We start from the raw sequence: 14,084 nt of genomic DNA, 5'->3' as shown, positions 1-14,084 counted from the left end.
GGGATCCACTCCGGCCGCCTGAACGCACTACAAGGAGGCCGTCCCCGCATGCTCCTGGAGTCGACAGCCGTGCCCCCACCCCGCCCCAGTCCACCCCTCGGATTGCTTGTCGCCCTGCTCCTGCTGCCAGCCGCGGCCTTCGCGCAGGTGCGCACCAACGTCGCGCGGCTGCTCACCTCGGACGCGGCGGAGGTCATCGACGCGCCGGTGGTGGGACTCCAGCGCACGGCGCTGCCGCTGTTCGCCGGGCTGTCGGTGGACACGTCCCTGTACGCGGACGCGCTGCTCGCGCCCAACCTGGGGCTGCGGTGGGCGGTGGCCGGAGGGCCGCACCGGGTGGCGCTGGGCGCGCGCTACACGCACTTCGTGGGCGCGTCCGCGTACTCCAGCCGCGTGGAGTCGCGCGAGCCGGCGATTCAAAGCTTCACGCCGGAGCTGTCCGGCCCGGCCTTCTATGCCGTGTATGGCCTGTCGCTGGGGCCGGTGCTGGTGCAGGGCGAGGCGAGATACGCGCGGTATGACTCCGACTACCTGGCCTTCACCGGCGCGCTGGCGTGGAACTTCACCGAGGCGTGGTCGCTCATCGCGGAAGGGGGCATGCGCGTGAAGGGCGGCGCGAAGCTCAAGGCCGCCGCGGGCGTGCGCTACGGCGGCGAGCACTTCGGCATGGCGCTGGGCGCGGCCTACGTGGACCTGAGCGACCCGGCGCTCCCGGGGCAGGACCTGCCGGTGCTGCCCACCATCGATTTGTCCTGGAGCTTCCGATGATGCGTCGATTCATCGTGGGCCTGTGCGGCCTGTTGCTGGCGTCGTGCTCGGCGGAGATCAACGTGGAGACGGCGCCGTTCACCCAGACGGTGCCGGTGACGTCGGTGCTGGCGCCGGTGTACGCGGAGGTGGCGCTGGACCTGCCGGAGGAGACGCAGGACCTGTCCGTCGTCACCGTCAACACGGTGCAGGCCATGCTCGTCGTGACCAATCCCTCCCGGGTCCTCACGCTGGAATTGAGCGCGCGGCTGTCCTTCACGGGGCAGGCGGAGCCGGGCACACCCAAAACCTACACGGAGGCCAACCTGCCGCCGTACTACGCGGCCTCGACGCTGCTGCTGGCGCCGCGCGCGTTCGCGCCCGAGAGCCGCACGCCGCTCGTCGTGAACAGCCCGGCGCTGAAGGAGGCCCTGGGCCGGCGGCGCGTGTGGCTCATCGTGGAGAACACCGTCAAGCGGACCAACGGCCTGCCCACGGACGGGCTCGGGCTGCCGGTGAACATCGTGCTGGAGAACATCGTGTTCAGCGCCAACGTCACCAAGACCTTCCCCGGACTGGGTGGGGCCTTGGAGGTGGGCGGACTCTAGGGCCCGCGGCCGTTCAGGGGCCGTCGTCCTCCGCCTCGTCCGCGCCGCCGTCGTCCGCGGGGGCGCGGCCGAGCAGCCGGTCCACCTCCGCGTGCGCGCCTTCCGCCTGCGCGGCGCTGATGCGCTTGTAGGTCTTGAGCGCGTCCACCACGCGGTGCGCGTGCTTCCACAGCGCGCGCGAACCACTGGACGGCGAGCGCTTGCGCGGGGACGGCAGCATCGCGGCGAGCACCGCGCCCTGCGCCGTGGAGAGCTGGGACGCGGACACGCCGAAGTGCTCGCGCGCCGCCGCCTCAATCCCATACACGCCGTTCCCCCACTCCACCACGTTGAGGTACAGCGTGAGGATGCGCTGCTTCGTCAGCGCCTCCTCCAGCCGGTGCGCCAGCACCAGCTCCTTCGCCTTGCGCAGCAGGCTGCGGTCCGTGGACAGCCAGAGGTTCTTCGCCAGTTGCTGCGTGAGCGTGGACGCCCCCCGCCCCAGCTTCCCCTCCTCCATCGCCTGCCCCACCGCGCGCGCCAGCTCCACCGTGTCCACGCCGTCGTGCAGGTAGAAGCTCGCGTCCTCGGAGAGGAGCACCGCGTCCACCGCGGGCTTGGACACCGCGGACAGCGGCACCCACTGCTGCTTGCGGCGCGGCTTGCGCCCGGCCTCGCGCGCCTCGCTCGCGCGCTGCTCGATGAGCGCCGTCGTCTTCGGGTTCTCCTTCACCAGCGGGCCCGCGTCCGGCAGCCCGGCGTACGTGGCCGCCACTGTCCCCAACAGCAGCAGCAGGACGCCCCCCAGCGCCCAGCGCGTCCAGCGCCGCCGGGGCTTCGGCGCCGGCCGGACCTCTGGCGTCGGCGGCGTCGGCCGGACGGGCTCGGCGGGTTCGGGACTCGGGGCCTCGGGCGGACCTTCGACGGTGGACATCTGCCGGGCGTGTCTAGCGCCGCGCCGTCCGGGCGTCACCCTTCACGGTGAACTTCGCGGACGCCACGCGCGGCGGCTCGGGCGAGCGCCAGCGCTCGTCCACCGACGCGAAGCCCGCCACCAGCTCTCCCGCCAGGTAGCCGCGCGTCTTCTTGCCCTTGCGGCGCAGCCAGTCGTTGAGGACGTGCCCCTTCGCGTCCTTGCGCGCCTCCGGCTGCAGCAGGTTGAAGCGCGAGCGCTTCACCAGCCCGCCGGACTTGTGCACGAACGTCACCGTGCCGTCCGCGCCCACGCGCTCCACGATGCCGATGTGCGTGAGGCCGTCGTTGATGAGGCCGTCGCGGTTGCGGTCGAACGTGTTCTTGAAGAACACCAGCGCACCCGGCGTCGGCGTGTCCGACAGCATGCCCAGCGCGCGCGCCTTGCGGTGGATGGCCGTGACGCCGTTCTCCTCCGGCAGCACGTCATCCGGCAGCAGGTCCAGCCGCCGCTGCTGGAACGCCAGCCGCGTCATGCCCGAGCAGTCATCCGTCACCGCCGAGCTCATCTTCGCCAGCGTCGTCATCCCCACCCAGGACTTCGCACGCCACAGCGCCCGCTCCGACAGCTGCACCACCGGCCGGGCCTTCTTCGTCGCCGTGACCTTGCTCGCGGCCTCGGCCGCCCCGCCCCACACCAGCGCGCTCACCAACGCGCCCACCCACACGCCTCGTCCCATGCGGACGCGACAGAGCAACCGCCGTGCCCGGCCCTCGCGGCGTGGCGCGTGTCCACCTCACGACGGATGGCGCACACCCCTCGGCACCAGGTGGGCAAGGAAGTTCCCACCCATGGCAACCGCGCGCCCTGAAGGCTTCAGAACTCGACGTGGGCCGGGGAGCCCTGGTCGGCTCCGGCCCCGGAGGCCGCGTTGATGGGCTCGGCCTCGGTGCTCGCGCGGTTGTTCCACCGCCGGCCCGAAGCCGGCACCTGGAGCTTTTCCGTGGCGGTCAGCACGAACAGGTGTTCGTCGTGGACGGTCCGCGCCTGGCGGTGGTCCGGGAGCACGGCCGGCGGCTGCGAAGGCGCCTCGTAGGTCCGCGCCGGCCCGCAGCCCCTGCCCGCGCAGCCGGGGCTGAAACCCTCCTCGCTCGGGGCGCGTCGGGTCCGGACGGGCGCCGGGGCAGGCTCGGGGTCGTGGACGGGGATGCTCCTGAGGACGCAGCCCGGGCCTGCCTTCGGCGCCAGTGCGCTCTGCCGGGCCTCCAGCGCGACCATCAGCGGCAGCGCCAGCCCCAGGAAGGTGAGCTGCCCCATGGCGCCGGGCAGCCGCGAGCCGGCCGCGGGCAGCACCTGCGCGCGCAGGCTGGTGAAGATGAACAGGCCGCCAATCACCATGCTCAGCGCCAGCGCCACCCACGTCATCGTCTGCGCCGTGATGACGATGGAGGACAGGCGCCCGGTGGCGTTCTCGAGCATCGCCGTCTTCCAGGCCTGGAGCTTCCAGTCCGCCACTGGCCCGGCCATGCCGTAGCCCACCACGCACGCCACGCCCCAGACGACGGCGCCGTACACCTCGCGCCGCAGGACCCAGGCCTGCGCCAGGCCCAGCACCAGGCCCATGCCCACGGGTGCCATCCGGGGGGACACGCCCAGGGCCCCGGCCAGCGCCTCCGAGCCCACCAGGCCCACCGCGACGCCCACCGCCGTCATCCCCACCCAGCCGGGCACCTGGAACCCCGCCCCGCGCAGCACGCGCGACTGCACGAAGCCCAGGAACGCGCCCACGCCCGTGTAGAGGGCCAGCTGCGCCAGCCGGTGCACCACGCCCTGCTCCACCGGGGACAGCCGCCAGAAGGCCGCCACGCGCAGGCCCTCCTCCAGGCCCTGGACGCAGTGCTCGGCCACCTCCTGCGCGGCGGACAGCCCCAGCACGGTGACCACCGCCAACAGAAGCACTCGGAAGGGACGCGAGAACATGCCCGGCAGTCTGCGCGAGTCCCACGGTCCAATGCCATCCACGCGGGCACATCCCTGCTCCGTGGCCAACGGAGGTGTCGCCCGGTGGAGGTGGATGTACGGCGCGATTGGACCTCCCGGAGCCGTCCGCCCGCCTCCACATGGAGCGCCGTGAAGCGGCGGACACTGGGAAATGGAGCACGAGCACAAGGCGTGGCCAGCGCTAGATTGCCGCCCCTATGGCGCATCCCACCGACGACAAGAACTTCCGCCTGCCCACCACCCTCCGGCCGCGCCGCTACCAGGCGACGGTGACGCTGGACCTGGACGGGCACACCTTCACGGGCGAACAGCGCGTGGAGCTGGAGCTGTCCCAGCCCACGACGGAGATCATCCTCCACGCCAACGCGCTGGAGCTGGGCGACGTCACCTTCCGCGCCGGCAACGACGTGCGCAAGCCCACGTCCAAGCGCGTCTCTCCGGTGAGCGAGACGGTGGTGCTCACGTTCGATGCGCCCCTGCCCGCGGGCAGCGGCACGCTGGACGTGCAGTGGACGGGGCACTTCAGCGACGGCCTGCGCGGCCTGTACGCGGCGGGCAAGGTGGCCGCCACGCAGTTCGAGGCCGCGGACGCGCGGCGGCTGTTCCCCTGCTTCGACGAGCCGGCCTTCAAGGCCCGCTGGGCGCTCTCGGTGCGCGTGCCCGAAGGGCACACGGTGCTGGGCAACGGCCGCGTGGTGAAGGACGAGAAGGACGGGGCGCTGCGCAAGGTGACGTTCGAGGAGACGGAGCTGCTCAGCTCGTACCTCATCGCGCTGGTGGTGGGGCCGCTGGTGGGCACGCCCGAGGAGCAGGTGGAGGGCGTCCCGGTGCGCACGTGGGCGCTGCCGGAGAAGGCGCACCTGGCGAAGTTCGGGCAGGACGCGGCGCTGCAAGTGCTGCCCCGGCTGCGGGACTACTTCGGGCTGCCGTATGCCTTTGGCAAGGTGGACCAGGTGGGCATCCCGGACTTCGAGGCGGGCGCCATGGAGAACGCCGGCCTCATCACCTACCGGGAGGTGGCGCTGCTGCTGGACCCGGCCACCGCGCCCCTGTCCGTGCAGAAGCGCGTGGCGGAGGTGGTGACGCACGAGCTGGCGCACCAGTGGTTCGGCAACTGGGTGACGATGGTGTGGTGGGACGACCTCTGGCTCAACGAGGCGTTCGCCACGTGGATGGCCTTCAAGATTGTCGACCAGTGGCGGCCGGACTGGCGCATGTGGCTGGACTTCGACGCGCACCGCGCGAGCGCGCTGGCGCTGGACGCGCTCAAGTCCACGCACCCCATCCACGGGGAGGTGCGCAACGCGGGCGAGGCCGGTGAGAGCTTCGACGCGATTACGTACGAGAAGGGCGGCGCGGTGCTGCGGATGATTGAGGGGTTCCTCGGCGAGGGCCCCTTCCGCGAGGGCATCCGTCTGTACATGCGCAAGCACGCGCGCGCGAACGCGGTGAAGGAAGACCTGTGGAACGCGCTGGGTGAGGCGGCGAAGCAGCCGGTGAACGAGCTGGCCACGAAGTGGATTGGCCAGAGCGGCTTCCCGCTGGTGTCGGTGAAGCGGGAGGGGCGCAAGGTGACGCTGTCGCAGCGGCGCTTCTACTCGGAGCCGGGGGTGAAGAGCCCGGAGACGTGGCCGGTGCCCATGGTGCTGCGCTTCGAGGATGCGAGCGGCGTGAAGGAGCAGCGCGTGCTCTTCCGCGACGCGGAGGCGACGGTGACGCTGGAGGGCGCGGGGGACGTGAAGTGGCTGTGCGCCAACGGCGGCTCCACGGGCTTCTACCGGGTGGCGTACGAGAAGCCGGCGCTGGACGCGCTGGCGGCGAACCTGGGGACGCTGGCGCCGTCGGAGCGCATCTCGCTGCTGGCGGACACGTGGGCGCTGGTGCGCGCGGGGCAGGCGCCGGTGGCGGACCTCCTGGACCTGGCGGCGCGCTTCGGGGACGAGGAGGACGAGGCGGTGCTGGACGAGCTCGTCGGGCGGCTGGGCTACATCGAGAACCGGCTGACGGACGGCGAGGACCAGGAGCGCTTCCGCCGGTGGGTGGAGGGGCTGCTGGGCGGCGGCCTGAAGAAGCTGGGCTGGCAGGCGGCGCCGGGCGAGCCGGACCGCGTGAAGCTGCGCCGCGCGGCGCTGGTGCGCGCGGTGGGAGGCCTGGCGCGCAGTCCGGAGGTGCTGGCGCAGGCGCGGCCGCTGGTGCAGCGGATGCTCCAGGGGGACAAGACGGCGCTGGACGCGAACCTCTTGGACACGGCGGTGGGCATGGTGGCGCGCGCGGGCGACACGGCGCTCTTCGAGGACCTGTTGCAGCGGATGCCGAAGGAGCCGGATCCGGCGACGCAGCGGCGCTACCTGATGGCGCTCACGTCCTTCGAGGACGCGAAGCTGACGGAGCGGGCGCAGGCGCTGCTCTTCTCGGAGACGGTGAAGACGCAGGACGTGGCGAGCTTCGCGACGGGCCTGCTGGGCAACCGCGCCGGGCGCGACGCCTGGTGGGAGCAACTGCGCAAGCGCTGGAAGGAGCTGGTGGCGCGCACGGGAGCGGCGCCCATGCTGCTGCGCCGGGTGGTGGAAGGCCTGGGCCTCCTGCGCACGCGCGAGCACCTGGAGCAGGTGAAGGCGCTGCTCCAGGCGAACCCCATCCCGGAGGCGCAGCAGGCCACGGCACAGACCCTGGAGCGGCTGACCCAGGACGTGGCCCTGCGCGAGCGCGTGGCCCCGGAGGTGTCCGCGTGGATCAAGCGCCGGCCGTGAGGCCCTGAAGGACGCCTCCGGCCGCGCACCTGGAAGTTGCGCGGCCGGGGGGTTCTGGGGATGGTTCGAGATGCCTCGGGACGCGCCCGAGGTTCACTGCACGGCGCCGATGCGTGCGCCAGGACACCGCCGCCATGCCGCCCCCTTCCGCGCCCATCCTCCCCTCCTTCCGCATCCAGGGGTTCCGAGCGTTCAGGGACCTGGAGATTCCGCGCCTGGGCCGCGTGAACCTCATCGTCGGCAAGAACAACGTGGGGAAGACCACGCTGTTGGAGGCGATCAAGGTTTATGCGGCAGGGCTGGAGGCCGCATGGGAACTTCGGGAAGTTCTCGAGCGCAGGCAGGAGATTCAGCGAAGCACCCTTCGCGACAAAATTTACCTTTCGATTGATATCGACCGGTTGTTCTTCCGCGGCCCCCCCAAAGACCGCCCGAAATCGATCAGGCTTGGTCCACTCCAGGGCGACAAAGAACTTCGGATCCAATCAGGCCGGCTTGTCATCCCAGTCCAATCCCAGGACCCTGACGTCCGTTCGCATTTCGTCATGGAAGGTGATGCGCGATTTTACGAGGAGCTTCAGAGCGAAGAGGCTTTGGAGATTCGGTATGGCTCGTCTCCCCCCAGACGATCCCGACTTCGCGCGCTAAATGACGCCATCGCTGCATCGACCGTGGAAGCGCGCCGCAAGTCCCATCCTGAGCTTAGGGATTCCCTGGTCTGTAACTACGTCCCAGTCCGTGGCCTCAACAGCTCAAGCATCGGAACGCTCTGGGACAACATCGTTCTGACAGCCAACGAGCAGTCCACTGTCGAAGCCTTGAGGCTTATCCTCCCGGACATCGAACGCGTCTCGCTTATTGAAGACCCCAGGCAGCCCGGCATGCGCTATGCGCTTGTCGCCAGGACGGGGCAGTCCAGCCCAGAGCCTCTTCTGAGCATGGGAGATGGAATGACTCGCATCTTCGAGCTTGCCTTGGGGCTCGTGAGCTCTGGGAATGGGCTATTCCTGGTCGACGAAATCGAAAACGGGATTCACTACTCCATTCGAGAACAACTCTGGCGGTTCATCTTCGAAGCCGCCAGTCAACTCAACGTACAGGTCTTCGCCACCACGCATAGCTGGGACTGCATCTCTGCTTTTCAGAAGGCAGCGTCATCCCATGCCGAGAACGGCATGCTCATCAGTCTCGCTCAAGTAAATGGCGACATCAAAACCGCCATCTTCGATGAGAAAGACCTGGAGATCATCACTCGGCAATCAATTGAGGTTCGCTAATGACTTCCGCCCGGGAGCAAGTCCTTTTTGTTGAAGGCGCGGACGATCGCGAAGTCATTTATCGCATCTGCAACCACCACAGCCTCGACAACAAGAGGCTTTTTGCCGTTGAGGACAAAGACGGGTACGAGAACGTACGAGAAGCCTTGCAGGTCAAGCCTCGTGTTCTCGGCATGAAGGCCATAGGAGCAGTTGTCGATGCCGACGAGGATCTGGGTCCTCGGTGGCAGTCGCTCCGAGATGCCCTAGCGTACTCCGGCTACACCCGTTTGCCTGAACTCCCAGACGCCGATGGCACCATCATCCCTGCACAAAATGATCTGCCTCGAATCGGCATTTGGCTAATGCCTGACAACCAGATTGGGGGAGTTCTTGAAGATTTCCTCCAACGAATCATCCAGCAAGGCGACGTCCTCCTCCCAGCAGCCATCGACGCGGTGAATGGTCTACCGATTCGGCGCTTCAAACCCACCTATCAAACCAAAGCGACCATACACACCTGGCTCGCATGGCAGAAGGAGCCTGGAACACCACTGGGAATAGCCGTGTCCAAACACTACCTCCAGGCGGACCATGAGCTCGCCCAACGCTTCGTGGCCTGGATGCGGCGCCTGTTCATCCCTGCCCCTGAAGCCCCCACCCCATGAAGACCACGCTCACGCCTGAAGCCTCCGCCGCCTCTCGTGAGGCCCTGCGCCGCGCCAACGTGGCGTTCGCCCATGCGTATCCGGGCGACTCCGGCCGGCGCCAGCCCGTGCACACCGTGTACGGCGGCGCCCACCTCTTCCGCGCGGGCACCGCGCGGAAGATGGGGGACCTGGCGCTCGCGGCGCTGCGCGACCACGCCACGGACGGCTCCCAGCTCGCCCACGGGCTGGGGCTGCCCCAGCGCGGCGGCTTCGCCCAGCGCGTCCATGACCGCGTCGTCGACAAGCTCCAGCGCGAGCCCGTCGAGGACTTCCGCATCGACTTCGAGGACGGCTACGGCCACCGCCCCGACCCGGAAGAGGACGCCCACGCCGTCGCCGCCGCCACGGAAGTGGCCAGGGGCCTGGAGCAGGGCTCGCTGCCGCCGTTCATCGGCATCCGCGTGAAGTCCTTCACGGAAGAACTCTACGCCCGCGCCTCGCGCACCCTGGACCTCTTCGTCACCACGCTGCTGGAGCAATCCGGTGGCAGGTTGCCCCCATCCTTCGTCGTCACCCTGCCCAAGGTCACCGTGCCTGAACAGGTGACCGCCCTGGCCAAGCTCCTGTCGGAGCTGGAGTCCGCCCACCACCTGCCCCCCGGCGCGCTCTCGCTGGAGCTGATGGTGGAGACGCCCCAGGCCCTCTTCGACGCGCGCGGCCGGCCGCACCTGCGCTCGCTCGTGGAGGCCGGCGAGGGCCGCTGCTCCCACGTGCACCTGGGCGTCTACGACTACACCGCCGCCCTGGACGTCAGTGCGCACATGCAGCACATGCTCCATCCCGCCTGCGATTACCTGCGCGACACCGTGCAGGTGCTCCTCGCGGGCAGCGGCGTGCGCCTGTCCGACGGCGCCACCAACGTCATGCCCGTGGGCCCCCACCGCAAGCAGGGCGACACCGCGCTGCTCCCCACGCAACTGCGCGAGAACACCGACGCCGTGCACCGCGCGTGGCAGGTGGCGTACCGGCACACGCGCCACTCGCTGGAGCGCGGCTACTACCAGGGCTGGGACCTGCACCCCGCCCAGCTCCCCGTGCGCTACGCCGCCGTCTACGCCTTCTTCCTGGAGGGCCTGGAGCCGGCGTCCCAGCGCCTCAAGGCCTTCGTGGACAAGGCCGCCCAGGCCACCCTGCTGGGCGACGTGTTCGACGACGCCGCCACCGGCCAGGGGCTGCTCAACTTCTTCCTGCGCGGGCTCGCCTGCGGCGCCCTCACCGAAGAGGAGACCCGCGCCACCGGCCTCACGCTGGAGGAACTGCGAAGCCGCTCCTTCCGAGGCATCGTCCAGGGCCGCGCGGCCGCGTCACGCTGACGGCGGCCCCGGAGGCACCGCGCCCCGGGGCCCCTGCCACTCGCGCGCCACCGCCACGTCCACCGCGAGGATGCCCAGCAGGAACAGCCACGGCCCGGGCCGCGACGACAGGCCCGTCAGCGCCCACACGGTGATGAGGCCCGCGAGCACCACCGGCGCCGCCGGGGGCAGCGCCTCCCGCGCGCGCCGCACCGACCCCAGCACGCCCAGCGCCAGCAGCCCCAGCACCACGCCCGTCGCGCCCAGCCGGCCGCGCCCCGTGCCCGCCCCCTGCGCGGAGGCCGGGAACACCAGCGTGTTGAACCGCCACGAGTCGTGGTCCTGGATGTCCCAGCCGAAGTTGTCGTCGATGACGATGTCGCGCTCTCGGTGCAGCCGCATCGTGGGCACCCGCGAGCCCGTCCATGCCGTGCTCCACGGCAACAGCAGCCCCACCGCGCACGCCGCCACGCCCGCGAACACCCACCGCTTCAGCCGCACGTCCGACGGCCGCCGGTCGAGCGACGGCTCCGCCAGCGGCGACGCCTTGAACGCGCGCCACTGCACGAAGCCCAGCACCACCGCCGCCAGCACCCACAACAGCGACGCCACGCCCAGCTCCAGCGACAGGAACGCCTGCGTCACCGTGAGCGCCGTGAACATGGGCAGGAAGGCCGGATGCGCGGCCCGCTTCACCAGGGGCATCAGCGCGGGAGGGAGCGTGCGGCCCGCGGCCACCCACTCGCGCCCTCCCAGCATGCCGCTGCCCACCAGCATCAGCACTGCCCACGGCAGCCCCAGCCCACCGTCGAAGAAGGGCAGCACGGGCACCACCACCGCCGCCGCCACCAGCCCGGAGCCGAGCAGCGGCAGCGAACCTCCGGGCAGCCGCTCGCGCAGCCTGGGGTCGTCCAGCACGTCCTGCACCGCGCGGCCCGCCGAGTCCGCCGCCTTCTGGGCCTTGTCCGCCACGTCGTCCATCACCGGCGACCCCGGCGCGTTCACGTCCCCGCCGCAGTGGGGACACGTCCGCGACGACAGGCCATCAGGAAGCGGCTGACCACAGTGCGGGCAGGACATGGGGCGAGTCCTCCTGAAACAAAAAAAGGGCGCGATGAGCCTACCTCGCGCCCCCACGGCATCCGTCATGAAGGCTCGGCAAGCCCTCAGCGCTTCACACCCTTCGCGTGCACGGCGGCCTCCAGGCGCGACAGGCTGCGCTTCAGCTCCGCCATCTCCGCCCGGAGCGCGTCCACCTCCGCGCTCTTCGCGTTCAGCTCCTCCGTGCGCCGCGCCAGCGCCTGGATGGCCACCATGTTCACGCCGTCGATGTCCAGCAGGCCGATGCTCTTGTCATCCGTGCCCAGGCCGAACGCCGCGCGGAAGTCCTGCGCCACCGGGCCCACGTGGCGCACGCCCTCGGCCTCCGCGCTGTAGCGCCAGCTCTCCACCGGCATCGCGGCCACCTTCGCCAGCACGGCCTCCGCGTCCACGCGGCGGAAGTCCTCCTTCGTGGCCCGGTCCGACGTGCAGCTGAACACGCCCGAGCCCGCCGGCAGGTCACAGCCGGTGGTGAGCGTGGCGTTCGTGCGGAAGCGGAACCCGCCCGCGGCGCGCGCCGTGAACTGGTTGTTCGCGGTGCTCGTGACAATGGCGGTGGTGGAGGCGTCTCCCCAGATGAAGGCCCCCGTGCGTCCGTCCGTGCTCGCGCGCTGCCCCAGCGCCGCCGCGTAGTCCCCGTCCGCGGTGGTGCGGTAGCCCAGCGCCACCGCCCCCTGCCCCGAGGCCACGGTCGTGAAGCCCACGGCGACGGACGAGGCGCCGCTCGCGGTGGAGCTGAGGCCCACGGCCAGGGACCCGTTTCCAAGGGCCTTGCTGTTGGAGCCCAGGCACACCGCGACCGTGCCGGAGGCCTCGCACTGGTCGCCGTACGCGAAGGCGCCGAAGTTGCTGGCCCGGGTCTTGTTGCCGCCCGCGAAGGACATGAAGCCGACGTTGGCCTCGTCCCACTCGGTGTCGGCGAATCCCACGCGGAAGGCCGTCTTGAACGGGTGCCACATCATCCGGCTCCCCGCGCCCGTCATGGGGATGAGGCCGTAGCCCAGCTCTCCCCGCGCGAGCACCCCGCCCGCGGCGTCCACCGTGAAGACCCGGTACCTGTCCCAGGTGGGCTCGCCCGCTCCCGACACGGTGTTCCTCACGCGCAGGAGCGGCGGCGCCTCGCTGGCGGACACAGCCGCGTCCAGGAGCACGTCCGCGTTCGCCGTCAGCCGGCCGCGCACCTGCCCCGTGCCCGCCACCGCGAACGACGCGTCCTGCGGCTCCGTCCCGTTGCGGATGGCCTGGGCCGCGGCGGCGAGGCGCGGATCATTCCCCTCCACCGCCGTGCCGGGCCCGTCGCCGTAGACGACGCTCACCGACTCGCCGTCGAGCTTCAGCCCGGTGCCCACCTCCACCGGCCCCGGCGGCCCCGCCGGTCCCACCGGCCCCTGCGCGCCATCACCGCCACAGCCGCTGACCACCAGCAGCCCCACGACACAGCTCAGCGCGACCCCAGCTCCTCGGACGGACGACATGCGGTGCTCTCCAGGTGAAGTGCGCTCACACTGGCAAAGCACCGGGTCCAAGACAACCCAGGACCTCCCGGAGAGCCCTGCGCTCCAGGAGAACAGCCGCTACCAGAGCATGTCCTGGTCCTCGGTGACGCCGGGGACGTTGGACAGCTTCAGCTCCTGGCCGCCCACGCGCAGGGTGCCCTCGAAGAAGCCCACGGGCTGGGCGAAGTGGCTCACCACGAGGCGCAGGTTGCGCTCCTCGCGGTGCACGTAGATGGGCTTGAAGCGCAGGTCCACCGCGCCGTCCGCGGTCGTCAGGCGCCACGGGTCCAGCAGCTCCTTCGCGTCGTATTCGAAGCGCGCGCGGCCCACGGGGTAGAGCCGGTCCCCCAGCCAGACGGCGTTCTCGTTGGCCTCGGAGGTGCCCTCGTTGAAGCCCTCCACCAGGTTGAGTCCCACGGGCGTGCCGTCCGCCAGCCGTCCCGCCGCGAAGGCCCAGCGCCAGGCGGTGTGCCGCGCCAGGTAGCCCTGCGTGTAGTCCATGCCGCCCACGCCGCCGTCCAGCCGGAAGCGCCGGCCGCCCGCCTCCAGGCTGCCGAAGGCCAGCAGGCCGCTGCGCTTCTGGGTGACGTTGACCAGGCCGTCGCCCTCCACCGGCGCGATGACGGTGAGGGCCGGCGGGCCGCCCGCCACCAGCAGCTCGCCGTTCCACTGGAACGACTGGAGCGACTGCGTGCGCATGCGGCTGACGTCCACCTCGACTTGATAGCGCTCGTCGGACTCGCCGCGCTTCACGGACATGCGCCCGCCCAGCGTGCGGAAGGCCGCCACGAGCCCCGCGCCCGGCTTGTCGCTCACCTCCGCGAGCGGCCCGGGCACGCCCAGGAAGCTCACGTCGCAGAGCGGCTTCTTCTCCTGGAGGTCCACCGCCACCGCGAAGGCGTTGGCGGTGTAGCCCAGGTCCACCACCGCGAAGAGGGCCGCCACCTCCTGCGTGGCGACGAAGGTGTAGTGCCAGCGCTTGCGCTTGAGCAGGCGCGTGGTGCGCCCCGGGGCCCACTTCCCCAACAGCCGGGGCAGGTCCACCTCCGGCAGCTCTCCCTGGTACGTGCCGAACCGCGGTTCCCCTGCCGTGGAGGCCACCGAGGCCGGGGCGAAGGGCAGCAGGGCTTCTCGTTCACGCTCGAGCGTCATCGCGAAACATTGGACGGCACTTCGCCAGCGCTGTCACGCGAACACGGCGCCCAAGCGGCGCCCCGAAGACACTCGGGGC

At 70.7% G+C, this 14,084-nt stretch carries 12 protein-coding genes; 6 read left to right on the top strand and 6 right to left on the bottom strand.

Annotated elements, in window-relative coordinates; genetic code table 11:
- Positions 1–48 precede the first annotated feature (48 nt).
- Both JYK02_RS25245 and JYK02_RS25240 read left to right on the top strand, forming a co-directional pair.
- Positions 49–768 (top strand): hypothetical protein, encoded by a 720-nt coding sequence (locus tag JYK02_RS25245; protein ID WP_207054662.1) that lies wholly within the window; start codon positions 49–51, stop codon positions 766–768.
- Positions 765–1,355, top strand: a complete 591-nt coding sequence (locus JYK02_RS25240) for a hypothetical protein (protein ID WP_207054661.1) — start codon at positions 765–767, stop codon at positions 1,353–1,355. The genes JYK02_RS25245 and JYK02_RS25240 overlap by 4 nt, the downstream gene beginning before the upstream one ends.
- Before the next feature lie 13 nt (positions 1,356–1,368).
- On the opposite strand, the gene JYK02_RS25235 is transcribed toward JYK02_RS25240, so the two are convergent.
- The 3 genes from JYK02_RS25235 to JYK02_RS25225 form a co-directional block, all read right to left on the bottom strand.
- Positions 1,369–2,268, bottom strand: coding sequence for a biosynthetic peptidoglycan transglycosylase (locus JYK02_RS25235; protein WP_242588885.1), 900 nt, complete (start codon positions 2,266–2,268; stop codon positions 1,369–1,371).
- Positions 2,269–2,281: 13 nt separating this feature from the next.
- Positions 2,282–2,986, bottom strand: coding sequence for a CHAP domain-containing protein (locus tag JYK02_RS25230; protein ID WP_207054660.1), 705 nt, complete (start codon positions 2,984–2,986; stop codon positions 2,282–2,284).
- Between the two features lie 137 nt (positions 2,987–3,123).
- On the bottom strand, positions 3,124–4,227 hold the full coding sequence (locus tag JYK02_RS25225) for a hypothetical protein (protein WP_207054659.1): 1,104 nt from the start codon (positions 4,225–4,227) through the stop codon (positions 3,124–3,126).
- Between the two features lie 218 nt (positions 4,228–4,445).
- Between JYK02_RS25225 and JYK02_RS25220 the strand changes: the two genes are divergently transcribed.
- The 4 genes from JYK02_RS25220 to JYK02_RS25205 all read left to right on the top strand — a co-directional run bounded on the left by JYK02_RS25220 (position 4,446) and on the right by JYK02_RS25205 (position 10,277).
- A complete protein-coding gene (locus JYK02_RS25220; RefSeq protein WP_207054658.1) occupies positions 4,446–6,998 on the top strand; it encodes a M1 family metallopeptidase in 2,553 nt (850 codons plus the stop codon).
- A gap of 134 nt (positions 6,999–7,132) precedes the next feature.
- Positions 7,133–8,275, top strand: coding sequence for an AAA family ATPase (locus JYK02_RS25215; RefSeq protein WP_207054657.1), 1,143 nt, complete (start codon positions 7,133–7,135; stop codon positions 8,273–8,275).
- Positions 8,275–8,922 carry a DUF3226 domain-containing protein gene (locus JYK02_RS25210; protein WP_207054656.1) on the top strand — a complete coding sequence of 216 codons (648 nt, stop codon included), beginning with the start codon at positions 8,275–8,277 and terminating at the stop codon, positions 8,920–8,922. The genes JYK02_RS25215 and JYK02_RS25210 overlap by 1 nt, the downstream gene beginning before the upstream one ends.
- Positions 8,919–10,277, top strand: coding sequence for a DUF6986 family protein (locus JYK02_RS25205; protein WP_207054654.1), 1,359 nt, complete (start codon positions 8,919–8,921; stop codon positions 10,275–10,277). The genes JYK02_RS25210 and JYK02_RS25205 overlap by 4 nt, the downstream gene beginning before the upstream one ends.
- Here the strand turns inward: JYK02_RS25205 and JYK02_RS25200 are convergent.
- From JYK02_RS25200 to JYK02_RS25190, 3 genes are all read right to left on the bottom strand, one after another.
- Positions 10,269–11,336 carry a zinc ribbon domain-containing protein gene (locus JYK02_RS25200; protein ID WP_207054652.1) on the bottom strand — a complete coding sequence of 356 codons (1,068 nt, stop codon included), beginning with the start codon at positions 11,334–11,336 and terminating at the stop codon, positions 10,269–10,271. The two genes, JYK02_RS25205 and JYK02_RS25200, sit on opposite strands and share 9 nt — an antisense overlap.
- Positions 11,337–11,422: 86 nt before the next feature.
- A complete protein-coding gene (locus tag JYK02_RS25195; RefSeq protein ID WP_207054650.1) occupies positions 11,423–12,832 on the bottom strand; it encodes a tail fiber domain-containing protein in 1,410 nt (469 codons plus the stop codon).
- 99 nt (positions 12,833–12,931) lie between these two features.
- Positions 12,932–14,005 carry a DUF2804 domain-containing protein gene (locus JYK02_RS25190; protein WP_207054648.1) on the bottom strand — a complete coding sequence of 358 codons (1,074 nt, stop codon included), beginning with the start codon at positions 14,003–14,005 and terminating at the stop codon, positions 12,932–12,934.
- Positions 14,006–14,084: the final 79 nt, after the last annotated feature.

Source organism: Corallococcus macrosporus (assembly GCF_017302985.1).
GTDB lineage: Bacteria > Myxococcota > Myxococcia > Myxococcales > Myxococcaceae > Corallococcus > Corallococcus macrosporus_A.
Note: the sequence above shows the minus strand (reverse complement) of the source record. Positions and strands in the feature narration are given on the sequence as shown.